The organism is Salinibacterium sp. SWN167 (assembly GCF_015864665.1).
Lineage (GTDB): Bacteria > Actinomycetota > Actinomycetes > Actinomycetales > Microbacteriaceae > Rhodoglobus.
Map to the genome: position 1 here is coordinate 1,762,724 of NZ_JADYWU010000001.1, position 25,545 is coordinate 1,788,268.

Below are 25,545 nucleotides of genomic sequence, written 5' to 3' on the forward strand. Positions count from 1 at the left end.
CCACCACTAACCCGTCAAAGGAAGTTATGAGACGCGCAAAAATCGTCGCGACACTCGGCCCGGCTACGTCGAGCTACGAGAACATCAGGGCAATCATCGATGCAGGTGTCGATGTTGCTCGGATGAACCTCAGCCATGGAAGCTATGCCGTCCACGAAGAGGTGTACGCGAACGTTCGTCGCGCCGCTGAGGATGCTGGCAAGCCAGTAGCGGTGATGGTTGACCTTCAGGGTCCCAAGATTCGTCTCGGCAAGTTCGAGGACGGTCCGTACGACCTCGCGGTCGGCGATATCTTCAAGATCACGATCGACGACATCGTGGGTAACCGCGAGATCTGTGGCACGACGTTCAAGGGTCTTCCTCAGGACGTCGCCCCTGGTGATTTCCTGCTGATCGATGATGGCAAGGTCAAGGTCAAGGTCGTCAGCGCTACGGATACCGTCGTCACGACTGAGGTAGTCGTTGCCGGTGCTGTGTCCAACAACAAGGGCATCAACCTTCCCGGTGTTGCGGTCAATGTTCCCGCACTCTCTGAGAAGGATGAAGACGACCTGCGCTGGGGCCTCAAGCTCGGTGCAGACCTGATTGCACTCTCGTTCGTGCGCAACGCGGAAGACATCGTTCGCGTTCACGAGATCATGGATGAAGAAGGCCGTCGCATTCCCGTCATCGCGAAGATCGAGAAGCCGCAGGCTGTCGATCACCTCGAAGCCATTATCGATGCGTTTGACGCCATCATGGTCGCCCGCGGTGACCTCGGCGTAGAGCTTCCTCTCGAGGCCGTTCCGATCGTGCAGAAGCGCACCGTCGAACTTGCACGTCGTATGGCGAAGCCGGTCATTGTTGCTACTCAGATGCTCGAGTCCATGATTTCCAGCCCAGTGCCGACGCGCGCTGAGACTTCTGACGTTGCGAACGCCATCCTCGATGGTGCAGACGCCGTCATGCTCAGTGGCGAGACCAGCGTGGGGGAGTACCCCGTCATCACGGTTCAGACCATGGCAAAGATCGTCGCCTCTACGGAAGAGCACGGTCTTGACCGTATCCCCGAACTCGGCACGAAGCCGAAGACTCAGGGTGGCGCTATCACGCTCGCCGCGGCAGAGGTTGCGACGTTCGTCGAAGCCAAGTTCGTCTGTGTCTTCACCGAGTCCGGAGACTCGGCTCGCCGGATGTCGCGCTTGCGTTTCCGTATCCCCATGAAGGCGTTCACGCCGAGTCCTGAAATTCAGCGTCGAATGTCGCTGATTTGGGGCATCGAGTCCTTCATCGTTGACCGCGTAACCCACACCGATGAGATGTACCGCCAAGTAGACGAAATTCTGCTCGGCCAAGAACTCGCTCAGGTCGGCGACAAGGTCGTAGTGATTTCAGGGTCCCCTCCCGGAATCTCGGGTTCGACCAACGATTTGCGCGTGCACATCCTCGGTGATGCGATCAACGCTAAGGCTCCTGTATGGGCAGCTAAGTAGCTTTTCAGCCAGCTAAAACAACAACACCGGCGTCGGACCTTGAGGTCCGCGCCGGTGTTGTTGTTAACACTAGGAAGTTTCAAGGGTCGCCCCATGCGCAGCGACGGCCGCTCGGTTAACTAAAGAAACCGGGAGCAACTGAGTTGCGCCCGGTTTTTTTAGCAATTCGTTGTGCCGAATGTGGGACTCGAACCCACACGTCCTTTCGAACAAAGCATTTTGAGTGCTCCGCGTCTACCATTCCGCCAATTCGGCTGACTACAACGCTGAATAGAATACCGTAGGCTTGCACTTGTGACTGACCAAAACACCAATCAAAATGCTCCCCGCCGCGTTGTCGTTGCCGAAGATGAGTCGCTCATCCGCATGGACATTGTCGAAATCCTGCGGGATGCCGGCTACGAGGTTGTCGGAGAAGCGGGTGACGGCGAGACTGCTGTTGCGCTCGCTACCGAGCTTCGCCCGGATCTGGTCATCATGGATGTCAAGATGCCTCAACTCGACGGAATCTCAGCTGCGGAGCGCCTCAGCGCCAACCACATCGCGCCTGTCGTACTGCTGACTGCCTTTAGCCAGAAAGAACTCGTAGAGCGGGCTTCTGAGGCCGGAGCGCTGGCCTACGTGGTCAAGCCCTTCACTCCGAACGATCTTCTCCCGGCCATCGAGATCGCTCTCAGCCGCTACACGCAGATCCTCACTCTCGAGGCTGAAGTGAGCGACCTGGTTGAGCGTTTCGAGACCCGCAAGCTCGTTGACCGCGCTAAGGGACTGCTGAACGAGAAGATGGGGCTCAGCGAGCCTGACGCTTTCCGCTGGATTCAGAAGGCATCCATGGACCGTCGTTTGACGATGCACGATGTGTCGCAGGCGATCATCGATCAGCTCAGCGCCAAGAAGTAGCACCCGCTTAGGCGAGGGCCCAGAGACTCAGCGCAACGCTCTAATTGCCGTTGAGAAGTCTCAGCGGCACTTCGACACGCCAGCGGCTACGTTGCCGGGCGATCTTTCAGGATGTTCGTAATCCGGATCGTCGAGAGCCGACGCTCTTGTTCGTCACGGATCACGATTTCGTGGGTGGCCAGCGTGCGCCCTAGAGCAATCGCTGTGCAGGTTGCCGTCACGATGCCGGAGCGCACCGAGCGGCTGTGAGTCGCGTTGATTTCGATCCCCATGGCTACTCGGCCAGGGCCGGCATGAATGGCCGACGAGATTGATCCGAGGGATTCTCCGAGCACAACGTGTGCGCCTCCGTGCAGGATGCCGATTACTTGCGTATTGCCTTCAACCGGCATCGTTGCCACGGATCGTTCAGCGCCAAGTTCGAGAAACTCAATACCCATTTTGCGTGTGAGCGAACCGCCTCCCGACTCGACAAGTCGTGCAAATAGTTCGGGATCGAGGTCGTCGGGGTACTTCACAGAGGGTGTCCTTCGCGTTAGGCCGTTTCCGCTGTCGGCAGCCGCGGCTAGGCTGGCTGCGTGTCGGATTCCCAAAAGCCTACTCTTATGATCATTGACGGCCACTCGCTGGCCTTCCGAGCCTTTTATGCGCTCCCCGTCGACAGTTTTCAGAACCGCGATGGGCAGCACACCAATGCCATCCACGGTTTCTTGTCGATGCTGATTTCTCTGTTACAGAACGAGAAACCTACGCATTTGGCCGTTGCCTTCGATATTTCGCGGTATTCATTCCGCACCCGGGAGTATCCCGAGTACAAGGGAACGCGCGGCGAGACTCCTGTGGAATTCGTGGGGCAGATCCCGCTGCTTGAAGAAGCGCTCAAAGCCATGGGAATCCAAACTCTGAGCAAAGAAGACTACGAGGCTGACGACATCCTCGCCACGCTGGCACACGAGGGCTCAGAGAACGGCTTCCGCGTTCTCGTGGTCTCCGGTGACCGCGATGCCATTCAGATGGTCAACGACAACGTCACCCTGCTGTATCCGAATGCTCGCGGCGTCTCCGAACTCAAACGCTACGACCGTGACGCCGTTTTCGAGCGGTATGGCATTGAGCCTCACCAGTATCCGGATGTCGCAGCACTTGTTGGCGAAACCAGCGACAACCTCATCGGCGTCGACAAGGTGGGGGAGAAGACTGCAGTCAAGTGGATCAACCTTTACGGCTCTCTCGACGAGGTGTTGGCTCACGCCGAGGAGATCAAGGGCGTTGTAGGCCAGAACCTTCGCGATCAGATCGATCGTCCCGTTCGCAACCGCAAGCTCAACCACTTGCTCACCGATGTCGAGCTTCCGGTGAATGTCGGCGATCTCGATCGCCGCGCAATCGACGAGACTGCTGTACGTGAGGTGTTCGATCGTCTTCAGTTCAAGACGCTCTTGCAGCGCGTGATGAAGATTTCTGGTGCCGAAGCGGGCAGCGATGCTCCGTCGTCGTCGACCGCTACGGTTCTTGAGGATGCCGCCGCCATTCCCGCGGTGCGCACGATGGTCGACGAAGAGCTCGCTAAGTGGATCGCCACTAACAGCAACGGCAACACGACACCGTTGGGGCTTACGATCGCCAGCGTCGATGGCGTTGTCACCGGGCTAGGCCTCGCGACAGTCGCTGAGACGGCCTTCGTGCCGTGGGCAGCCGATCGCCCCGATTATGACGCGCTTACGAAGTGGCTCGCGAGCGACGCCCCCAAGTACATGCACTCCGCCAAGGTTCAGCTTAAGATCGCCGCCAACAGTGGCCTCACTGTTGCAGGCGTTGCGTTTGACACCACGCTCGCAGCGTGGCTCCTGAAGCCGGGTGGCAAGCCTGAAGAGCTCGAGACTCAGGTCTACAACTATCTTGGCGAAACGATCGAACAGGGCGATCCGAATCAACTTGTTCCGGAGACAGAAGAACTCAGCCCTGCGACCAAGTCGTGGTACGTCGTGCGTCTTGCGGCGTATCTTGCGGGGCGCTTGGATGAGGGCTCGCTAGGAGTGCTCACCGATATTGAAATGCCTCTTGTGCCGGTGTTTGCTCAGATGGAACGCACGGGCATTGCGGTCAATCGCCAGCTGTTGGCCGATCTCAGCAGTTCGCTCAGCACCACAGCCGCCGACGTCGCCCGTAACGCGTTTGAGGTCATCGGTCGCGAAATCAATCTGGGCAGCCCGAAGCAATTGCAAGAGGTTCTCTTCACGCAGCTCGAGATGCCGAAGACTCGTGCCAACAAGACAGGCTTTTCCACGGATGCCGCGAGCCTGGCTGACCTCCAAGAGCAAGCACCGCATCCTTTCCTCGACCTGCTATTGCAGCACCGCGATGCCACCAAGCTGGTGCAGATCATCACCGGTATCGAGAAAGCGATCGACGACTCCGGCCGAGTACACACCACCTACGAGCAGGCGGGATCGAGCACCGGGCGCATCGCCTCGAACGATCCCAACCTGCAAAACGTCCCGGTCAAGACCGCTACAGGGCGCCAGATTCGTGCGGCTTTCGAGGCTGGCGAAGGATATGACACGCTCCTCACCGCGGACTATTCGCAGATCGAGATGCGCATCATGGCGCACCTCTCGGGCGATGAAGGGCTCATCCAAGCCTTCAACGAGGGGGAGGACCTTCACCGGTTCGTCGGTTCGCGCATTTTCGGCGTTGAGCCAGCCGATGTCACTCCCGAGATGCGCACCAAGGTCAAGGCGATGTCCTATGGCTTGGCCTATGGTCTGAGTGCTTTTGGCCTCAGCAAGCAACTTCGCATTGAAACGAGCGAGGCAAAAGCACTCATGACGGACTACTTCGCCCGTTTCGGGGCCGTTCGCGATTACCTGCGTAACGTTGTCGAACAGGCGCGGGTAGATGGGTACACCACTACCATTTTCGGTCGTCGTCGGCCATTTGGAGATCTCACATCGAAGAACCGTGTGCTTCGGGATAACGCGGAACGCCAAGCGCTCAACTCGCCAATTCAAGGCTCGGCCGCAGACATCCTCAAGCGCGCGATGCTCCAGATCGATGGCGACATCCGCGATGAAGGTCTGAAGTCACGCATGCTGCTTCAGGTTCACGACGAATTGGTCTTCGAAATCGCTGGAGGCGAGCTCGACCGAATGACTACTATTGTTCATGAGCGAATGTCAGGGGCTGCGACCCTGTCGGTTCCGCTTGATGTGCAGATCGGCACCGGCCACAACTGGGATTCCGCCGCACATTAGGCTCGCACCGTTCGGCATCCACTCTCAGAGCACCCCATAAAGGAGCAGCGGTGAGTAGCACAACGGTAGTGATCGGTTCACGCGTCGGGCTGCACGCGCGTCCCGCTTCGGTGTTCGCTCATGCCGTCGCAGAGTGTGGGTTCACGGTGATGCTGACGGATGCCTCGGGCTCCACGATCAACGCTGGCAGCATCCTCGGCGTGCTCGCGATGGGCATCGGCTATCAGGATGTCATCACGCTCAGCTCCGACGATGAGGGGGCCGAGACCGTGCTGGCGTCTCTCGCCGAGTTGCTCGGCCGCGAACTCGATAATCCCTAGCGCGACCCCGGGGCGAATTCCCGCCCCATCAATTCCCGACAATCAATTCCCGACGATCAATTCCCGACGATCAATCAAGGAGCCAGACAACGATGTCCGATATGACGCCCTCTACTTCAGCTGCCGCACCCTCGGGGCGCCAGGCTACTCCGCTCGATGCGATTGCTGAGGAATGGGTCACCACTCTGGTTGAACTTGATCCAACCATCGGAACTTACATCGGTTCGCCGGGACAGCACTCGGGGTATGCCGACTATTCGCCCGAAGGGCATGCTCACGTTGTGGCGTCGACCAGGGAAATTCTTGCTCGGCTAGAAGCTGCGCCAGTCATGGACGACGTCGACCTCGTCACAAAGTCGGACATGGTTTCCACTCTGAAGCTAGATCTAGAGTCCGATGCCGCGCAATTGTGGAAGCGTGATCTCAATAATTTGGCGAGTCCCGCCCAGGAGATTCGTGGCGTTCTCGATCTCATGCCGACCGCATCCAGCGAAGACTGGTCTGTGATTGCGGAGCGCCTGCACAATATTCCGGAGGCGATCAATGGCTACATCGCGACTCTTCGTCACGGTATTGATGGGGCAGTGGTGCCTGCGCAGCGTCAGGTTGCGGAAGTTGTTGCGCAAGCCCGCCAAATCTCAGCACCCGGAGGATTCTTCGAGTCATTCATTGCGCAAGCTGAGGCTGTGGGCGGCGACAGCGCTCTCCAATCAGCCTTGGCTGACGGGGCTGCTCTTGCGGCATCCAGCTATCAGAAACTTGAGCGTTTTCTGAGTGACGAGCTTGCTCCGCGGGCGACGCCTCAGGATGCTTTTGGCCGCGAACTCTACGCGTTGCAGTCTCAGCGCTTCCTCGGTGCCACGGTCGACCTCGATGAAACCTATGAGTGGGGGATTGAGGAACTGGCGCGCATGACTGCCGAGCAAAAGCAGATCGCGAACGAGATCAAGCCGGGAGCATCCATCGCCGAAGCAATCGAGCTTCTTGACTCTGACCCTTCGCGAACGCTGCACGGCACCGATGCCCTGCAGAAATGGATGCAGAAGCTCAGCGACGAAGCCATCGAAGCGTTGGCTGGCACACACTTCGACATCGCGGAGCCGATGCGCGCGTTGGAGTGCATGATCGCACCCACGCACGACGGGATCATCTACTACACGGGCCCGAGTGACGACTTTTCGCGTCCTGGTCGCATGTGGTGGTCGGTGCCCGAGTCGGTCACGGAGTTCACGACGTGGCGTGAGGCAACGACCGTTTATCACGAGGGCGTCCCCGGGCATCACCTTCAGATCGCCCAAGCTGTCTATAACCGCGATCAGCTGAATACCTACCGTCGGCAACTGTCGGGCACGTCTGGACACGCCGAGGGCTGGGCGCTTTATGCTGAGCGCCTCATGGCTGATCTTGGTTTCCTCGATGACCCGGCAAATCGCCTTGGAATGCTTGATGGTCAGCGGATGCGCGCGGCCCGCGTCGTTCTCGACATCGGTGTTCATCTCGGCAAGCCCAAACTCACCGGTTCGGGTGTCTGGGATTGGGATTACGCTCTCGACTTCATGACCAATAACGTCACGCTGGATCCCGCCAACGTTCGCTTCGAAGTGAACCGTTATTTCGGTTGGCCGGGACAGGCACCGTCGTACAAGGTGGGGCAGCGCATCTGGGAGCAGTTGCGTGACGAATGCCGCGCTATCGAGGGTGCTGACTTCTCGCTTCGGGAGTTCCACCGCCGTGCGCTGAACGTGGGTGGGGTGGGGCTAGATACCTTGCGCTCGGCTCTTCTGGCTCCCTACGCCGCGAGCTAACGTTTGACAGGTCTCTAGCGTGTGATGGCGAGAGACCTCAACCCGCCGAAATACCGCGAAACACGGCGGATTAGTGGTTGGTTTTAGTGGCGTCGAAGCGCTAGGCTGGAGTGTCGCATTCGTGACTTCTTATTCGCCTGCCTACGGCGAGCACACAGATTCATTTCGCCGTCGGCCCAATTATGCGCTTTTCGAAGCGTGACCCATACCGGAGCAACTACTACATGACAATCGCAACGACTGACAAGGCACCCAAGCAGGTCGCCATCAATGACATCGGATCTGCTGAAGATTTCCTCGCCGCAGTCGAAAAGACGCTGAAGTTCTTCAACGATGGTGACCTTATCGAAGGTACCGTCGTCAAGATCGACCGTGACGAGGTTCTCCTCGACGTCGGTTACAAGACTGAGGGTGTTATCCCCTCTCGTGAACTTTCCATCAAGCACGACGTTGACCCCACTGAGGTTGTCAACGTTGGTGACACCGTTGAGGCCCTCGTTCTCCAGAAGGAAGACAAAGAAGGCCGTCTCATCCTGTCCAAGAAGCGCGCACAGTACGAGCGTGCTTGGGGCGACGTCGAGAAGATCAAGGAATCGGATGGCGTTGTCACCGGTTCGGTCATCGAGGTTGTCAAGGGTGGACTCATCGTCGACATCGGACTTCGTGGATTCCTCCCCGCATCGCTCATCGAGCTTCGCCGCGTTCGTGACCTCACGCCGTACCTCGGCCAGGAGATCGAAGCCAAGATCCTCGAGCTCGACAAGAACCGCAACAACGTTGTTCTGTCGCGCCGCGCACTCCTCGAGGAGACGCAGTCGGCTAGCCGCACTTCGTTCCTCAACAACCTCGCCAAGGGCCAGGTTCGCAAGGGTGTCGTGTCGTCGATCGTCAACTTCGGTGCATTCGTTGACCTTGGTGGCGTAGACGGCCTCGTCCACGTTTCTGAGCTCTCGTGGAAGCACATCGAGCACGCTTCAGAAGTTGTTGAAGTTGGCCAGGAAGTTACGGTTGAAATTCTTGAGGTTGACCTCGAGCGCGAGCGCGTGTCGCTGTCGCTCAAGGCAACGCAGGAAGACCCGTGGCAGGTATTCGCCCGCACCCACGCAATCGGTCAGGTTGCTCCCGGTAAGGTCACCAAGCTCGTTCCGTTCGGTGCGTTCGTTCGCGTCGCAGACGGCATCGAGGGCCTCGTGCACATCTCCGAGCTTTCGGGTAAGCACGTTGAACTCGCCGAGCAGGTCGTTTCGGTTGGCGACGAAGTATTCGTCAAGGTCATCGACATCGACCTCGAGCGTCGTCGCATCTCGCTTAGCCTCAAGCAGGCTAACGAGGGCGTTGACCCCGAGGGTACCGAGTTCGACCCGGCGCTCTACGGAATGCTCACCGAGTACGACGACCAGGGCAACTACAAGTACCCCGATGGTTTCGACCCCGAGACCAACGAGTGGAAAGACGGCTTCGAGTCACAGCGCGAGAAGTGGGAGCAGGACTACGCTGCAGCCCAGGCGCGTTGGGAACAGCACAAGAAGCAGGTTGCTGCTGCCGCGATTCAGGAAGAGTCAATCAGCAGTGCACCCGCCGGAGCATCGTCGTTCTCCAACGATGACGCTGCAGCTAGTGCAGGCGCGGGAACGCTCGCAGACGACGAGACTCTCGCCGCCCTGCGTGAGAAGCTCTCGAGCAACAACTAGTAACACTTAGCTGAACAGTGTGGCCAGCCTCCTTCGGGAGGCTGGCCACACTCAGTTAACAAGCCACGATCGTCGGATGAATCATCGCACCGCAAGCGGACGGGGCCTATCTCTGCTCAGCTGACGAGCCGGCGCCGGCGCCGGAGCTGGGGTTCCTGGTGCGTTGTGCCTAGGCTGGGCGTTTTGTGGTGCGTCGCGCTCGTCGAACTCGCAGAACGAGCCACGCGATGAGTCCGATGAGGGCAAGCGTTCCGATGACAGGAACAATAAGCGCCATCAGGCTGAGCAGAACGCTACTGATGTCCTCTGCGGCGCTCACAACCGGGGCAGCCGCGCCGGCGGTGGCGGCGTTCAGCACGGGTCGTGCAGCCATTTTGGTGGCGTGGGTTCCGAACGCGAGAATGATTCCGATGACGACGGGCACCCACGCATCTGACGTAAAGAATGATGCTGGATCAGTGACCACTGCTGTCTCAGAGGCGGAGCCCGTGCCGAAGGCAATGCCGCCTGCTGCGGGACGCACGATGGTCTGAATCCAATCGTTGACGGAATCCACGACGGGCACTTTGTCGGCGATGACTTCAAGCACGAGCAGCACACCGAGAACGGCGATCACCCACGGGTTTTCGAGCCAGGCCCATACGGCGGGCAGTTCTACAAAGTCGAAAACGCGACCGGCAAGGCCCAGTATGAGAAGCGGAATATAGGCGTTGAGGCCAGCCGCGACGGCGAGGCCGCTGCCGGTGAGTACTTCGAACATCCGCTCTCCCTTTCGACACGCTGAGGTTAGCATTGAGGAATGCACTTGATAGCGCTCACCGGTGGGATTGCTTCGGGAAAGTCGACTGTAGCTAAGCGGTGGGCCGAACACGGGGCTGTCGTCGTCGACGCGGATGCTCTCGCCCGCGAAGTAGTGGAGCCAGCCTCCCCGGCGTTGGCCGCGATCGTCGATCGTTTTGGCGTAGACGTCCTGCACGACGATGGATCTCTCAACCGCCAAGCTCTCGGCAGTATCGTTTTTGGTGACTCGGATGCCCGTCAGGCTCTAAACAGCATCACCCATCCGGCGATCAGTCGGCTCGCCCAGCGACGTTTCGCGGCCGCCTACGATCGTGACCCTGAGGCGCTGATTGTGTACGACATCCCCTTACTGGTGGAGTCAGGGCAACCCGTTGATAAGTTCTCGGCAGTAGTGACGGTTGAGGCTGATCCAGAAACTCGCATTCAGCGTTTGATCGAGCACCGCAATATGCCGCGTAGCGAGGCAGAAGGGCGCGTCGCGTCTCAAGCGTCGAGCGCCGATCGTAGAGCGGTGGCCGACTTCGTCGTGGATTCTGGAGCTGAGTTGGCGGATACAGAACGTCACGCTGACGCCGTGTGGCAGTTGCTTCGCGACCAAGTAGTGAGTTCGCGCTAAGCGTTGGCCTAGCGACTCCGTTTTCGGGTCGTTGTCAGTGCCGGTGCCTACACTTGAGGTATGGAACCAACTCGCTCAGTACGTCCTTTTGAGGTAATTAGCGAGTATTCACCTTCCGGAGATCAGCCTCAGGCTATTCGCGAACTAGCTCAGCGAATCAATGCTGGCGAGACAGATGTTGTGCTGCTCGGTGCCACAGGCACGGGAAAGTCGGCAACAACCGCGTGGCTAATCGAGCAGGTGCAGCGTCCAACCCTGATCATGTCCCATAACAAGACTCTTGCTGCTCAACTGGCGAACGAGTTCCGGGACCTGATGCCCAACAACGCCGTGGAATATTTCGTTTCCTATTACGACTATTACCAGCCAGAGGCCTACATTCCTCAGACAGACACCTTCATTGAGAAGGACTCGTCGGTCAACGCTGAAGTCGAGCGACTGCGACACTCCACTACCAACTCCTTGCTCAGCCGCCGCGACACCGTGGTGGTGTCCACCGTCTCGAGCATTTACGGGCTTGGTGCTGCTGAGTCCTACCTCGAAGCGATGATCGCCCTGCAGGTGGGAATGCGCATCGATCGTGAGACGCTCATCCGCAAGTTCGTGGGAATGCAGTATCAGCGCAACGACTACGACTTCTCGCGGGGAAACTTCCGCGTGCGCGGCGACACCATTGAAATCATTCCAGTGTATGAAGAACTTGCTATCCGAATCGAGATGTTCGGAGACGAGATCGAAGCGCTCTACTCGCTGCATCCGTTGACCGGCGACATCGTCAAAAAGATGGATTCGGTGTCGGTGTTCCCTGGCACCCACTATTCGGCAAGCCCCGAAACAATCAAAACCGCAATCGTGTCCATTCAGGAAGAGCTCGCCGACCGGCTTGGCGTGCTGGAGCGTCAGGGAAAGCTCCTCGAAGCGCAACGCTTGCGTATGCGCACGACCTTCGACATCGAAATGATGGAGCAGATCGGTTTCTGTAACGGCATTGAGAACTATTCTCTCCACATGGATGGCCGCCAACCGGGCGAACCACCAAGCTGTTTGCTCGACTACTTTCCGGATGACTTTCTCGTGGTGCTCGATGAGTCGCACGTTACGGTGCCTCAGATCGGCGCCATGTACGAGGGAGACGCCTCTCGAAAGCGCACTCTCGTGGAACACGGGTTCCGCCTCCCTAGTGCGCTCGACAATCGCCCGTTGAAATGGGAAGAGTTTCTTGAGCGTGCAGGCCAGAAGATCTACCTTTCTGCGACTCCGGGCAAATATGAGATGGGTATTACTGACTCCGTTGTTGAGCAGGTTATTCGCCCGACAGGACTCATCGACCCGCAAATCGTGGTCAAGCCATCTCAGGGTCAGATCGACGACCTTCTCGAACAGATCAGGCTTCGCGTCGAGAAGAACGAGCGAGTGCTCGTCACCACGCTCACGAAAAAGATGGCCGAGGAACTCACCGAATTCCTTTCGGAGAATGGCGTGCGGGTTCGTTATTTGCACTCCGACGTCGATACGCTCCGTCGCGTCGAGCTACTCACGGAACTTCGCCAGGGCGTCTATGACGTGCTGGTTGGCATCAACCTCCTTCGCGAGGGCCTTGACCTTCCCGAGGTATCGCTTGTGGCAATTCTGGATGCCGACAAAGAAGGCTTCTTGCGGTCATCGACGTCGCTCATCCAAACCATCGGACGAGCCGCTCGAAACGTTTCGGGCGAGGTGCACATGTACGCCGACGTCGTCACGCGCTCGATGGCGTTCGCGATTGAGGAGACCGATCGTCGCCGGGAGAAGCAGGTCGCCTATAACACTGAGCACGGTATCGACCCGCAGCCGCTGCGTAAGAAGATCGCAGATATCACTGACGCGCTTCTCCGTGAGGGCGCCGATACTGCAGAGCTGCTCGCGACTCGCAACCGTGACGGCAAAAAACGCACTCCGACGCCCAAACTGGCGCGGGAAGGAATCGCTGCCGCCGGCGGAAATGATCTTGAAAATATCATTGGCGATCTCAACGAACAGATGCTTCAAGCGGCATCCGAGTTGAAGTTTGAGCTTGCCGCTCGATTGCGGGACGAAGTTCAGGAGCTCAAGAAGGAACTGCGTCAGATGGAGCAGGCTGGCCATTTGAAATAGTCGCCAAGGTTTCGTGCAGCGAAATCATGCGACGCTCCTGCGCGAGGGAATCATGGGGGAGTGCGGTTTTTCTCGCGGCGCTTCTGCGCTCCTCTACCGGGATGTCAACGAGAACCCGGAGAGCGTGAGCGATGTGGGTGAGATCCGGAGCTACCGTTAGCCCACCTCCGTCCACAAACGCCAGGCGTTCATTGCACGCAGTAGTGAGAATTGTGGGCGTACCAGCCGCGAGCGATTCCAACGCGCTGGCGTGTCCCCACGATCCACTCGTTGTCACGATGGCTACGTCCGCCGTTGCAAAGACTTCTGCTCTCTCGATCAAGGTGAGATCGTGGGCGCTGAGAAACTGAACCGGCATCCCGAGTGCGCTTCGTTCGAGCCGCGCACGCAGCGGTCCGTCTCCTAACACCACCAAGTGAAGGTCCTCACCTTGAGAGACTCGCTCACGCACAACCTCGATCGCGACGGAGACGGAACCAGCGGCGGTGAGTGGTGCCGCACACACGACGATCAGATCGGCTCCGCTTGAATCGCGGAGCGTGCTGTTGTGCCGCAAAGGAGAAAAGACTTCGAGGTTCACTCCGGATGGCACGCTCAGCACACGATCGACAGCCCCGCGACTGTCGGAGGCAATCGCGGGAGAGTGTGCTTCTTCGGCCCCGCACGAACCGTGACGCTCCAAGTTCGCCGCACCGGTATGAACTATCTGGTCGAAACCTAGGGGAGTACGTCCGGTGGCCCACTCCGCTGCACCGTCCTCTATGAGCAGCACTGCGGGTACACGATTGCGCTGTGCCCAGGATCCCAATTCGCGTGCACTGAGACGGTCAGCGACCTCGATCTGATCAGGAGCGAGTGTGTCCACAGCGCGGCGCACAGCTTTGGCGATCGGCACGAATCCGCGAGTAAGCGCTCGTCCGCGCGCCGGAACGGTAACGACGGTTCCGTATTCGGTCCACGTTACCGATGAATCGACTCCAGGAATGATGATCGAGAACTCATGCCCGGCAGCTTGGTAGGCCAAGCCACGAGAACGCACCACGCTGGAGGGCAGTAGCGCTGGTGACGAGTAGAAGCTGGTGACGTGCGCAATGTGCATACGCCATTATCTCGGGTGATGAGCGCTCGGCGCTGGGCGTACGTTCAGACAATGTCAGTGGCCTCCGTAGAATAGGAAGTGTGACTACAGCACAGTCGATCCCTAATTCTCACCTCAGCGTCCGTGGCGCTCGGGTTCACAATCTCAAGAACGTTGACCTCGAGATTCCGCGCGACTCTCTTGTCGTTTTCACTGGTCTCTCTGGGTCAGGCAAATCGAGCCTCGCGTTTGACACTATTTTCGCAGAGGGCCAGCGACGCTATGTCGAATCGCTTTCGGCCTATGCGCGTCAGTTCCTTGGTCAGGTCGATCGGCCAGACGTCGACTTCATTGAGGGACTCAGCCCCGCAGTCTCGATTGACCAGAAGTCCACCAACCGAAACCCGCGGTCAACAGTCGGCACGATCACTGAGATCTACGACTACATGCGACTTTTGTGGGCGCGTATCGGCGTTCCGCACTGTGCTGTGTGTGGCGAGAAAATCGAACGTCAATCAGTCCAGCAGATCGCTGACCAGCTGATGAAGCTTGAGAGCGGCACACGCTATCAGATCGTCAGTCCGGTCGTCTCGCAGAAAAAGGGTGAGTTCGTCGATTTGTTCGCGGAGCTCGCCTCGAGCGGGTATTCCCGTGCCATCGTGGATGGCGATGTCATTCAGCTCAGTGACCCTCCCAAGCTGAAGAAGCAGTACAAACATGACATTTCGGTCGTCGTCGACCGGTTGGTGGCGAGCGATGACATCCTCACTCGCCTCACCGACTCGCTCGAGACGGCGCTGCGGCTCACTGACGGCACCGTCGCGATCAATTTCGTTGACGAAGAGGGGGATGCCGCATGGCGTTCGTTCTCCGAGAAGCTGTCCTGCCCCAACAATCACCCCATTCAGCTCACTGAAATCGAGCCACGCACCTTCTCGTTCAACGCCCCTTTCGGCGCGTGTCCGGAATGTTCCGGTCTCGGCACGCGCATGTCGATCGACGCAGAGCTCCTCATCGCCGACGACTCGGTCAGTCTCTCCGAAGGCGCCATCTTGCCGTGGACGAACTCGGGCAAGGGTCTTTACAACTACTTCGAGAAGTTGCTCGGCGGGCTCGCACTCGACCTCGATTTCTCCCTCGACACGCCCTGGGGCGACTTGCCCGAAGATGTCCGCGAAGCTGTGCTTCGCGGCAACGACTTCAAGGTGTCGGTCAAGTGGAAGAACCGCTATGGGCGCGAGATGAAGTACTCGACGGGGTTCGAGGGTGTGATTCCGTACATCGAGCGCAAGTACCTCGAAGCAGAGACTGATGTGCAACGTCAGCGTTACGCTGCGTATCTCCGCGAGATTCCCTGTCCCGTGTGTGATGGAAAGCGGTTGAAGCCGGAGGTCTTGGCAGTAACCGTTGCCGATAGCAGCATTTCTGACATCTGCGAGCTCAGCCTTATTGATGCTTACGGCTTTATGAATGAGTTGGTTCTCTCTGAGCGTGACGCGCGAATTGCTGCCCAGGTGCTCCGTGAGATTCGCTTGCGACTCGAGTTTCTGGTGGAAGTAGGCCTGAGCTACCTCAACTTGGCCCGCGCTGCCGCGACATTGAGCGGTGGAGAGGCGCAGCGCATCCGTTTGGCGACCCAGATCGGCTCCGGGCTTACTGGAGTGCTTTATGTGCTCGACGAGCCCAGCATCGGGCTGCACCAGCGCGACAACCGACGATTGATCGAGACACTCGTCAAACTCAAGAACCTCGGCAACACGCTCATTGTGGTTGAGCATGACGAAGACACTATTCGCACGGCCGACTGGGTCGTCGACATCGGGCCGGGCGCCGGCGAGCACGGTGGTGAGGTCGTTCACTCTGGGTCGTATGAAGACCTTCTTACAAATACAAATTCGATTACTGCTGATTACTTGTCGGGTCGCAAAGCCATCGAAACGCCGAAGAAGCGTCGCCCGATCGATAAAGCCCGTCAGATTGTCGTCGAGGGCGCGAAGGCGAACAACCTCAAGAACCTCACCGTCAAGTTCCCGTTGGGAACGTTTACGGCCGTCACCGGTGTCAGTGGCTCCGGAAAGTCGAGCCTCGTCAACGACATTCTCTACAAGGTTCTCGCTAACGAACTGAACGGTGCTCGCCAGATTCCCGGAAAGCACACGCGAGTCACCGGTCTCGAAAACCTGGACAAGGTCGTGCACGTCGACCAGAACCCGATCGGGCGCACTCCACGATCGAACCCTGCCACGTACACGGGTGTCTTCGATAAAATTCGCACTCTCTTTTCTGAGACCGCTGACGCGAAGGCGCGAGGTTACTTTCCCGGTCGGTTCAGTTTCAATGTGAAAGGCGGTCGTTGCGAGAACTGTTCCGGTGACGGCACGATCAAGATCGAGATGAACTTTTTGCCCGACGTCTATGTCGCGTGTGAAGTGTGTGGGGGAGCGCGTTACAACCGCGACACTCTCGCGGTGAAGTACAAAGCGAAGAATATCGCCGAGGTACTCGATATGCCGATCAGCGAAGCCGCTGACTTCTTCGAGGCCATCACAAGCATTCACCGGTACTTGAAGACGCTTGAAGAAGTTGGTCTTGGCTATGTTCGTCTCGGTCAGAGCGCAACGACGCTCTCGGGCGGCGAGGCTCAGCGAGTGAAGCTTGCTACCGAGCTTCAGCGTCGTTCGATGGGGCGAAGCGTTTATGTGCTTGACGAACCGACTACAGGCTTGCACTTCGAAGATGTTCGCAAGCTTCTGCTCGTGCTCAACGGGCTCGTCGATAAGGGCAACACAGTCATCGTCATCGAGCACAACCTCGACGTCATCAAGTCCGCCGATTGGCTCATCGACTTGGGCCCCGAGGGCGGTTCTGGAGGCGGCGAGTTGCTGTCCGTCGGAACCCCGGAAAAGGTCGCCAAGGTCGCTGGAAGCCACACTGGTCAGTTCTTGGCTGAAGTGCTGAGTGGCAATCGTGTCTAGGCCGCCAGGGGCTACTCGTGGCTAACACGGTTGCGTGGCGCCCGCGCGCAGGCGACATTCCAAATCAGCCCGGCGTTTATCGGTTTACCGACGACAACAAGCGCGTGCTCTACGTGGGCAAAGCGAAAAACTTGCGGGCTCGCCTGAGCAACTATTTCGCGCCGTTGACGACGCTTCACGAGCGCACTCGACGGATGGTGCTCACCGCAACCAACGTGGAGTGGACGATAGTTGGCAACGACTTCGAAGCGCTGCAGCTGGAATACACGTGGATCAAAGAGTTTGACCCGCCGTTTAACGTTCAGTACAAAGACGACAAGTCCTATCCCTATCTGGCAATCACAATGGGAGACCCTGTTCCGCGGGTGCTAGTGACTCGCAATCGCAACCTTCCCAACGCGCGATATTTCGGCCCGTATTCTCGGGCGTGGGCCATCCGCGACACGGTCGATGTGATGCTCAAAGCATTTCCTATGCGCAGTTGCTCCACGTCTGTCTACAAGCGCGCTCAGCAAACGGGTCGCCCCTGCTTGCTCGGTGACATCGGTAAGTGCGCGGCACCCTGTGTAGGGCGTGTGACTCTTGAGGAACACAAATCGATTGCCCTCGATTTTGCGTCCTTCATGGCGGGGAACGACTCCCGCATGCTCGACTCAATCCGAGTAAAGATGGCAGATTCTGCCGCTACGCAGGATTATGAAGCTGCCGCACGCTATCGCGATCAAATCGGGGCGATGGAGACAGCTCTCGCAAAGAATCAGATTGTGCTCTCTGAAGACGTGGATGCTGACTTCTTTGGCATTGCGCATGATGAACTTGCTGCTGCAGTCCAGCAGTTCATCGTGCGTGGCGGCCGAATCAGAGGTGTGCGGGGATGGGTAGTCGACAAAGAACTCGATGTCGATCTCGGGGGACTGGTCGAGTCGGTGTTGCAGAATGCCTACGACGACACCGTCCCACCGCGCGATGTCCTCGTGCCCGCATTGCCAGAGGACAGCACCGCGCTCGAAGAGTGGCTTGCGCAACGGCGCGGGCTTGGTGCACGTGTGCGACTACGGGTCGCCCAGCGCGGCGAGAAGGCGTCACTTGCTCAGACGGTGGAGACAAACGCTAAGAACGCGCTCATGCTCTACAAATCGAAGCGCAGCGGTGACTTCGTCGCTCGGTCTCAGGCTCTCGCCGATATCCAAGAGGCGCTCGGAATGCCAGAAGCTCCTCTTCGAATGGAGTGCTTCGACGTCTCGCACCTGTCGGGCACGAACGTGGTGGCGTCGATGGTCGTGTTCGAGGATGGTTTGCCCAAAAAGCAGCATTACCGACGCTTCAATATTGCTGAGACCACCGATGACACTGATTCTATCTATCAAGTGCTCAAGCGCCGCCTTGCCTATCTGGCCGCGGGAGACGCCGTTCCCACTGCCGCTGAAGCACAGACGTCGGCCGACGAGACGCTCAATGCTGAGCATCCGGGTGCCGCAGCTTCCGACTCCGCAGAGCCTACGACTGATGTCGTCGTTCCCTCGCACAAGTTTGCCTATCCACCTCAATTGCTCATTGTCGATGGTGGGCAACCCCAGGTATCGGCAGCAAAGCGGGCTCTCGAAGAATCTGGCGTTTCCGGCATCCAACTCGCTGGAATCGCTAAGCGTCTTGAAGAGATCTGGTTACCTGACTCCGACTATCCGGTGATCCTTCCGCGCAATAGCGATGCCCTGTTTTTGATTCAACGCATCAGGGATGAGGCGCATCGCTTTGCGATCACTCACCAGCGTCAACGACGCTCGAAAGACATTTCGTCGATTCTTTCCACGGTTCCCGGTCTCGGCCCATCTCGCATCAAGGCGCTCTTGCAGCACTTCGGTTCTGTTGCGAGGCTCAAGGCCGCGACGGCGGAACAGATCGTCGAAGTGCCGGGCGTGGGGGAGTCAACAGCGGCGGCGATCATCGAGAAGCTCGGTCAGCGCTAGCTCGGGTAGTCTGAAGCCACCATGAAACCCGTGACAGAGCAGCAAGAAGTTCTTATCGTGACTGGAATGTCGGGCGCCGGTCGTTCGACGGTCGGCAACGCGCTAGAAGATCTCGGCTGGTATGTCGTCGACAATTTGCCGCCTCAGATGCTTTTGCCTCTAGTCGACCTTGCTCACCGTGCCGGAGACTCGCTCCCACGTGTTGCAGCGGTAATCGATGTGCGCGGCGGCAAGCTTTTCTCGGATGCCCAGAATGCCATAGAAGCTCTCCGCGGTTCAACGTCGCTCCGTGTTCTGTTTCTTGATGCTGAAGATGCCGCGCTCGTTCGCCGGTTCGAGCAGGTTCGCAGGCCCCATCCGCTTCAAGATGAGGGCACCCCGCTTGATGGCATTGCGGCGGAGCGCACCCGCATGGCAGAGATTCGCTCCAGTAGCGACATCATCATCGACACCACAGACCTGAACATTCACCAATTGGCGATGACAATCATCGAGAAGTTCTCTGCGGAGAGCGACGCCGGTTTACGTATTACTATTGAGAGCTTCGGATTTAAGTACGGTCTCCCAGCAGACGCCGACATGGTGGCTGACTGCAGATTCTTGCCTAATCCATTTTGGGTTCCCGAGCTCAAAGCGCTAGACGGACTCGATGAACGAGTTCGTGCGTACGTGGTCGGGGCGCCCGGAGCACAGGAATTCGTCGCGGATTATGCACGAGCCCTCGAACCTGTTTTTGCCGGGTACCAACGCGAGAATAAACGACACGCAACGATCGCGATCGGCTGCACGGGTGGCAAACACCGGTCAGTCGCCATTGCCGAAGAACTGTCAGCTATTCTTAGTGGCCTGCCAGGTGTCGCCGTAAGCATTAAACATCGGGACCGCGGACGAGAATAGATTGCTCATCCAACGGAACCGTCATCATGGAAGGAAGGCCAGTTAGTGGCATTAACTGCTGAAGTCAAAGACGAACTGGCACGAATTCAGTTGGGCAAGACGACTGAGCGCGCTGCAGAGCTCGCGACAATTTTGCGATTCTCGGGCGGTCTTCATTTGATCTCTGGCCGTATCGCGGTCGAGTCGGAACTCGAAAGTGAGTTGCTCGCGCGCCGGGTGCGTCGCGACATTGCTGAGCTCTACGGCGTTCGTTCGGAGATTTCGCGCGTCGCGTCTTCCGGCGGCCGCCGCACGAACAATCTGCTTGTTCGCGTGCTTGATGGGGGAGAAACCCTCGCGCGACAGACTGGACTCTTGGATGCCCGCCGGCGCCCCATCCGTGGTCTCCCTAACCGTGTCACGACCGGAGGCCGCGGCGAATTGGCGGCTGTCTGGCGTGGTGCTTTCCTCGCCGCCGGTTCTCTCACTGACCCCGGCCGCTCCGCTGCTCTCGAAGTAACTTGCCCCGGCAACGAAGCTGCAATGGCATTGGTTGGCGCTGCAGGTCGACTCCGTGTCGCCGCAAAGGCACGCGAGGTTCGCGGTGTTCACCGTGTCGTTGTTCGCGATGGCGAGGCGATTAGCGCCATGCTCACGATCATGGGCGCTGAGACGACTGTCGTGAGCTGGAACGAACTTCGTCAACGTCGCGAAGTTCGTGCCACCGCCAACCGTCTAGTGAACTTCGACGATGCAAACCTTCGCCGTTCGGCGCAAGCTGCTGTTGCCGCGTGTGCCCGAGTCGAACGCGCTCTTGAGATCTTGGGGGATGACGTGCCGCAGCACCTGCGCTACGCGGGCGAGCTTCGTCTCAGCCACCGAGACTCAAGCCTGGACGAATTAGGCCACCACGCGGATCCGCCGATGACGAAGGACGCTGTTGCTGGCCGCATCCGTCGGCTGCTGGCTATGGCAGACAAGCGCGCAAGCGACCTGGGTGTGGCCGGTACTGAAGCAAACCTTCCCGCTGAGTTGGACGAGGCTTAGCGTTCCCTCCATACGGCACGTGCGTCGGATGGACGTGGTTAGACTGGATGTATCTCGCCTGACCGTGCTCGCCAGCCGGCGCAGGAATCACGATCCTAGGAGGACTTCCGATGGCTGATTACACGCTTCCCGAACTTTCGTACGACTACTCCGCGCTTGAACCAAGCATCAGCGCCATGATCATGGAGTTGCACCACAGCAAGCACCACCAGGCATATGTCACTGGTGCGAATGCTGCGATCGCGGGGCTTGCTGAAGCTCGCGATTCCGGAAATCTCGCCAATGTGAACAAGCTCGAGAAGGACCTCGCGTTCAACTTGGGCGGACACATCAACCACTCCATTTTCTGGACCAACATGTCGCCGAACGGTGGCGACAAGCCCACCGGAGATCTCGAGAGTGCAATCGACGACCACTTCGGTTCGTTCGATAAGTTCACGGCACACTTCACAGCAACCGCTATGGGCGTACAAGGTTCAGGCTGGGCAGTGTTGGCGTGGGACTCCATCGGAGAGCGCCTCATCATCGTCCAGTTCTTCGATCAGCAGGGCAACTTGCCCGCGGGCATCGTTCCCCTCCTCATGCTTGATGTGTGGGAGCACGCCTACTACCTCGACTACAAGAACGTGCGTGCTGACTATGTCAAGGCGTTCTGGAACATCGTTGACTGGGCTAACGTTCAGGACCGCTTCAGCGCAGCGCGCTCGAAGACAAACGGTCTGCTGCTACTCTCGTAGCGGCATCGTGGCCGGGTTAGGCCCCGGCTTTAGCCCAGTCTCCACCACAGCAACACCCCCACCACTACAGCACGACGCGTCCTAGACGCCTGATTTTCTGGAGCAACAGTGAGCGTAAAAATCGGTATTAATGGTTTCGGTCGCATCGGTCGCAACTTCTTTCGAGCGGCGATGGCCAAGGACAGCAACATCGAAATTGTTGCGGTCAACGACCTCACAGACAACAAGACCCTCGCTCATCTCCTCAAGTACGACACCATCACTGGTCGTCTAGACGCTGAGGTTACGTTTGATGACGAGCAAATCGTCGTCGATGGCAAGGCAATCAAGGTCTTCGCTGAGCGCGATCCCTCGAACCTCCCGTGGGGTGAGCTTGGTGTTGACATCGTCATTGAGTCGACCGGTCACTTCACCAAATCGGCGGATGCCGCGAAGCACATCGCTGCAGGCGCCAAGAAGGTCATCGTTTCGGCTCCGGCTTCTGGCGACGATGTTGCAACTCTGGTGCTTGGCGTCAACGAGGGTGTCTATGACCCCGCCGTCCACAACATCATCTCCAACGCATCGTGCACGACGAACTGCCTCGCGCCGTTGGCCAAGGTCTTCATGGACAACTTCGGAATTGACACCGGGTTCATGACCACTGTCCACGCGTACACCGCTGACCAGAACCTTCAGGACGGTCCGCACGGAGACCTGCGCCGCGCTCGTGCAGCAGCACAGAACGTCATCCCGACGTCGACGGGTGCTGCAAAGGCACTCGGCTTGGTCATTCCGGAGCTCGTAGGCAAGCTCGATGGTTATGCCCTTCGCGTTCCCGTCATCACTGGTTCGATCACTGACCTCACCATCACGACGTCGTCTGACGTTACGATCGAACAGGTCAACGCTGCATACAAGGCAGCGGCTGAAGGCCCCCTCAAGGGCATCCTCAAGTACACCGAGGACCCGATCGTTTCCACCGACATCGTTGGCGACCCGCACTCGTCGATCTTTGACGCTGGTCTGACAAAGGTCATCGGCAACCAGGTCAAGGTCGCTTCGTGGTACGACAACGAGTGGGGGTACTCGAACCGTCTCGTTGACGTTGCAGAATACGTCGGCGCCCGCCTCTAACATCCAACGATTATGAGCCTCAGAACTCTTTCGACGCTTCCCGACTTGCGCGGCAAGCGGGTAATCGTCCGCTGTGATCTGAACGTACCTCTCAAGGACGGTCAGATTACGGATGACGGCCGCATCCGTGCATCATTGCCCACGCTTAATGCACTCATCAATGAGGGTGCTCGCGTTGTCATCGTGTCTCACTTGGGTCGCCCCGGTGGTGAGCCCGATGCTCAGTACAGCCTTGAGCCAGTCGCGCAGCGTCTCTCGGAGCTGTTGGGCAAAGCCGTTGTGTTTGCGAAGGACACCGTCGGGCACGCCGCTGAACAAGCGGTTGCTGAGCTCGACGATTGCGGTGTAGCGCTGTTGGAGAATCTGCGGTTCAACTCCGGTGAAACCTCAAAGTCAGAGACGGAACGTGAAGAGTTTGCTGCCAAGCTCGCTCGCTTTGGCGACGCGTTCGTCTCTGACGGTTTCGGAGTAGTTCATCGCAAGCAGGCAAGCGTGTTCGAGTTGGCGAAAGCCCTCCCTAGCGCTGCCGGTTTGCTTATCGAAACTGAACTTGGCGTCCTCGAACGCCTTACGGTCACCCCAGAGCGTCCTTACACGGTCGTGCTGGGCGGATCCAAAGTTTCCGACAAGCTCGACGTCATCGGCGCGCTTCTTCCGCGCGTCGATACGCTGCTTGTTGGTGGTGGAATGCTCTTCACCTTCCTTGCCGCGCAGGGCTACAAGGTTGGAGCTAGCCTCCTCGAGAGCGACCAGCTCGAGACGGTGCGGGGATATATCACCCAGGCTCAAGAGCTGGGCGTCGAGATTGTTCTTCCGACAGACATTGCAGTCGCCGCTTCGTTCGGACCGGATGCCGCTCACACGGTAACGCCGGCTCATGCGATTGAAGACACCGAGTTCGGCGCTGCTGGTATTGGACTCGACATCGGGCCAGACACTGCGGCACGATTCGCGGAAGTGATTCGCGCGTCCAAGACTGTTTTCTGGAACGGCCCGATGGGCGTGTTCGAGTTCCCCGCATTTGCGGCAGGAACAAAAGCAGTCGCGCAAGCGCTCACTGAGACAGATGGATTCGGCGTTGTCGGTGGTGGCGATTCTGCTGCAGCCGTTCGCGCATTAGGTTTTGACGACGACCAGTTTGGTCACATTTCTACGGGTGGCGGTGCGAGCCTCGAGTTCCTCGAAGGCAAGCAGCTCCCCGGACTGGAGGTACTCGGATGGCAAAGGTAAAGCGCGTCCCACTTATCGCGGGAAACTGGAAGATGAATCTTGACCATCTTCAGTCGATCGCTTTCGTACAGAAGCTGGCATGGACGTTGAAAGACGCGAACCATGACTTTGGTGTTGAAGGGGCAGAGGTAGCGGTATTCCCGCCCTTCACGGATCTGCGATCGGTGCAGACCCTCGTCGCCGCCGACAAGCTTGAGGTATGTTTCGGTGGCCAAGATCTTTCGGAACACGATTCAGGCGCGTATACGGGAGAAATCTCGGGCGCATTCTTGGCCTCACTCGACTGCCGCTATGTACTGGTTGGACACTCCGAGCGTCGCACGATGCATGGCGAGACTGACGAGCAACTTGCTCGGAAGGTCGCCGCAGCTGTGAAGCACGGACTGGTGCCGGTATTGTGCGTCGGCGAGACGGCCGATGATCTTGAAGCTCACGGCCCTAGCGCCGTTCCCGTCGCTCAGCTGAAAGCTGGACTCGCTGAGGTATCGGGCACGCCGGAACTCGTCATTGCGTATGAGCCCGTCTGGGCCATCGGATCGGGCAAGGCCGCGACGCCGGAACAGGCCGAGCAAGTTGCAGCGCGACTGCGCGAAACGCTCGCCGAGGTGCTTGGCGACGATGTCGCTGCGGCCACACGAATCCTCTACGGCGGTTCCGTGAAGTCTGGCAACATTGCGAGTCTCATGCGCGAACCCAATATCGACGGCGCTCTTGTGGGCGGTGCAAGCCTTGATGTGGCGGAATTCGCCAGCATCTCGCGCTTCTCCAAGCACGTCGGCACCTAGCCGTTATACTGTTCGAGGCCGGAACGGCCTGTTCGAAAGGTTCTTTGTGGAAATTCTCCAAGTTGTGCTGCAGGTATTGCTCGGCATTACGAGCTTGCTGCTCACACTTCTCATCCTTCTTCACCGCGGGCGCGGTGGAGGTCTCTCCGACATGTTCGGCGGGGGAACCACGTCCAATCTTGGCGCATCGGGTGTTGCAGAACGCAACCTGAACCGCATCACGGTGATTCTGGGCGTCGTGTGGATCAGCTGCATCGTAGTTCTTGGTCTCATCACCAAATTCGACGGCGCCTAAGAACCTCCAGTTTTAGCAAACGAAGGAACACAGTGGCAGCAGGCGGAAGTGCAATTCGTGGGTCACGCGTTGGCTCGGGCCCCATGGGCGAACAAGATCGTGGTTTCCACGCTGAACGCGTGCAAATCTCCTACTGGGACGCTCTCGGAAACGAAACCGTAAGGTCTTTCTCTGCTAACGTCCCAGACGAAGAGATTCCCGAGACGATTGATTGCCCCTCGTCGGGTCTCCCTGCGGGGCGTGACAAGGAGAATCCGCCGTCGGCTTCGAAGCTGGAGCCCTATAAGACTCACCTTGCGTACGTCAAAGAGCGCCGCAGCGATGACGAAGCGACCGAACTCCTTGATGAGGCGTTGCTGCAGTTGCGTACTCGTCGTGGCACCGCCACTGCAGAGTAGCTATCTTTTCTTCGGTTTCCGCGCCTAAGGCCGCATGCTGAATGAACAC

The 25,545-nt window shown here is 58.5% G+C and carries 21 protein-coding genes and 1 tRNA gene; 18 read left to right on the forward strand and 4 right to left on the reverse strand.

The window, feature by feature from the left end:
* Positions 1 to 26 precede the first annotated feature (26 nt).
* The gene (pyk, locus tag I6E60_RS08415; protein WP_197154377.1) at positions 27 to 1,472 is read left to right on the forward strand and encodes a pyruvate kinase; all 1,446 of its coding nucleotides are present in this window, start codon (positions 27 to 29) and stop codon (positions 1,470 to 1,472) included.
* A 172-nt stretch (positions 1,473 to 1,644) separates the two neighbouring features.
* On the opposite strand, the gene I6E60_RS08420 is transcribed toward pyk, so the two are convergent.
* Positions 1,645 to 1,727 (reverse strand) — tRNA-Leu (locus tag I6E60_RS08420).
* Positions 1,728 to 1,766: 39 nt separating this feature from the next.
* Here I6E60_RS08420 and I6E60_RS08425 point away from each other — a divergent pair.
* A complete protein-coding gene (locus I6E60_RS08425) occupies positions 1,767 to 2,372 on the forward strand; it encodes an ANTAR domain-containing response regulator (protein ID WP_197124658.1) in 606 nt (201 codons plus the stop codon).
* An 86-nt stretch (positions 2,373 to 2,458) separates the two neighbouring features.
* On the opposite strand, the gene I6E60_RS08430 is transcribed toward I6E60_RS08425, so the two are convergent.
* Positions 2,459 to 2,890, reverse strand: a complete 432-nt coding sequence (locus I6E60_RS08430; RefSeq protein WP_197124660.1) for a PaaI family thioesterase — start codon at positions 2,888 to 2,890, stop codon at positions 2,459 to 2,461.
* Between the two features lie 87 nt (positions 2,891 to 2,977).
* Between I6E60_RS08430 and polA the strand changes: the two genes are divergently transcribed.
* The 4 genes from polA (at position 2,978) to rpsA (ending at position 9,442) form a co-directional block, all read left to right on the forward strand.
* On the forward strand, positions 2,978 to 5,626 hold the full coding sequence (gene polA / locus I6E60_RS08435; RefSeq protein ID WP_231601169.1) for a DNA polymerase I: 2,649 nt from the start codon (positions 2,978 to 2,980) through the stop codon (positions 5,624 to 5,626).
* A 50-nt stretch (positions 5,627 to 5,676) separates the two neighbouring features.
* Positions 5,677 to 5,946: an HPr family phosphocarrier protein gene (locus I6E60_RS08440; RefSeq protein WP_197179689.1), complete on the forward strand. Its 270-nt coding sequence runs from the start codon at positions 5,677 to 5,679 to the stop codon at positions 5,944 to 5,946.
* Between the two features lie 92 nt (positions 5,947 to 6,038).
* A complete protein-coding gene (locus I6E60_RS08445) occupies positions 6,039 to 7,751 on the forward strand; it encodes a DUF885 domain-containing protein (RefSeq protein WP_197179691.1) in 1,713 nt (570 codons plus the stop codon).
* Positions 7,752 to 7,975: 224 nt separating this feature from the next.
* The gene (rpsA, locus tag I6E60_RS08450; protein ID WP_197124668.1) at positions 7,976 to 9,442 is read left to right on the forward strand and encodes a 30S ribosomal protein S1; all 1,467 of its coding nucleotides are present in this window, start codon (positions 7,976 to 7,978) and stop codon (positions 9,440 to 9,442) included.
* Positions 9,443 to 9,611: 169 nt separating this feature from the next.
* Here the strand turns inward: rpsA and I6E60_RS08455 are convergent, their stop codons facing one another.
* A complete protein-coding gene (locus tag I6E60_RS08455) occupies positions 9,612 to 10,202 on the reverse strand; it encodes a DUF4126 domain-containing protein (RefSeq protein ID WP_197179693.1) in 591 nt (196 codons plus the stop codon).
* 39 nt (positions 10,203 to 10,241) lie between these two features.
* On the opposite strand from I6E60_RS08455, the gene coaE reads away from it, so the two are divergent.
* Both coaE and uvrB read left to right on the forward strand, forming a co-directional pair.
* Positions 10,242 to 10,859 (forward strand): dephospho-CoA kinase, encoded by a 618-nt coding sequence (gene coaE / locus I6E60_RS08460; RefSeq protein WP_197179695.1) that lies wholly within the window; start codon positions 10,242 to 10,244, stop codon positions 10,857 to 10,859.
* Positions 10,860 to 10,919: 60 nt separating this feature from the next.
* A complete protein-coding gene (gene uvrB, locus I6E60_RS08465; protein ID WP_197124674.1) occupies positions 10,920 to 12,992 on the forward strand; it encodes an excinuclease ABC subunit UvrB in 2,073 nt (690 codons plus the stop codon).
* Here uvrB and I6E60_RS08470 read toward each other — a convergent pair.
* Complete coding sequence (locus I6E60_RS08470; protein WP_197179697.1) at positions 12,946 to 14,091, reverse strand: glycosyltransferase; 1,146 nt, start codon at positions 14,089 to 14,091, stop codon at positions 12,946 to 12,948. The genes uvrB and I6E60_RS08470 overlap by 47 nt on opposite strands.
* An 80-nt stretch (positions 14,092 to 14,171) precedes the next feature.
* On the opposite strand from I6E60_RS08470, the gene uvrA reads away from it, so the two are divergent.
* The 10 genes from uvrA to I6E60_RS08520 all read left to right on the forward strand — a co-directional run bounded on the left by uvrA (position 14,172) and on the right by I6E60_RS08520 (position 25,496).
* The gene (gene uvrA, locus I6E60_RS08475; protein ID WP_197179698.1) at positions 14,172 to 17,045 is read left to right on the forward strand and encodes an excinuclease ABC subunit UvrA; all 2,874 of its coding nucleotides are present in this window, start codon (positions 14,172 to 14,174) and stop codon (positions 17,043 to 17,045) included.
* A 17-nt stretch (positions 17,046 to 17,062) separates the two neighbouring features.
* Complete coding sequence (gene uvrC, locus I6E60_RS08480) at positions 17,063 to 19,012, forward strand: excinuclease ABC subunit UvrC (protein ID WP_197179699.1); 1,950 nt, start codon at positions 17,063 to 17,065, stop codon at positions 19,010 to 19,012.
* 21 nt (positions 19,013 to 19,033) lie between these two features.
* Positions 19,034 to 19,909, forward strand: a complete 876-nt coding sequence (rapZ, locus tag I6E60_RS08485; RefSeq protein ID WP_197124682.1) for an RNase adapter RapZ — start codon at positions 19,034 to 19,036, stop codon at positions 19,907 to 19,909.
* 45 nt (positions 19,910 to 19,954) lie between these two features.
* Positions 19,955 to 20,935, forward strand: a complete 981-nt coding sequence (gene whiA / locus I6E60_RS08490) for a DNA-binding protein WhiA (RefSeq protein WP_197105653.1) — start codon at positions 19,955 to 19,957, stop codon at positions 20,933 to 20,935.
* Between the two features lie 110 nt (positions 20,936 to 21,045).
* Positions 21,046 to 21,672 (forward strand): superoxide dismutase, encoded by a 627-nt coding sequence (locus I6E60_RS08495; RefSeq protein WP_197105652.1) that lies wholly within the window; start codon positions 21,046 to 21,048, stop codon positions 21,670 to 21,672.
* Between the two features lie 108 nt (positions 21,673 to 21,780).
* Positions 21,781 to 22,788, forward strand: a complete 1,008-nt coding sequence (gap, locus tag I6E60_RS08500; RefSeq protein ID WP_197179700.1) for a type I glyceraldehyde-3-phosphate dehydrogenase — start codon at positions 21,781 to 21,783, stop codon at positions 22,786 to 22,788.
* Between the two features lie 12 nt (positions 22,789 to 22,800).
* Positions 22,801 to 24,018, forward strand: a complete 1,218-nt coding sequence (gene pgk / locus I6E60_RS08505; protein WP_197179701.1) for a phosphoglycerate kinase — start codon at positions 22,801 to 22,803, stop codon at positions 24,016 to 24,018.
* Complete coding sequence (gene tpiA, locus I6E60_RS08510; RefSeq protein ID WP_197179702.1) at positions 24,006 to 24,803, forward strand: triose-phosphate isomerase; 798 nt, start codon at positions 24,006 to 24,008, stop codon at positions 24,801 to 24,803. The genes pgk and tpiA overlap by 13 nt, the downstream gene beginning before the upstream one ends.
* Positions 24,804 to 24,849: 46 nt before the next feature.
* Entirely contained in the window at positions 24,850 to 25,098 is a 249-nt protein-coding gene (secG, locus tag I6E60_RS08515; protein ID WP_197124689.1) for a preprotein translocase subunit SecG, read from the forward strand.
* A 32-nt stretch (positions 25,099 to 25,130) separates the two neighbouring features.
* Positions 25,131 to 25,496: an RNA polymerase-binding protein RbpA gene (locus I6E60_RS08520; RefSeq protein WP_197124691.1), complete on the forward strand. Its 366-nt coding sequence runs from the start codon at positions 25,131 to 25,133 to the stop codon at positions 25,494 to 25,496.
* Positions 25,497 to 25,545: the final 49 nt, after the last annotated feature.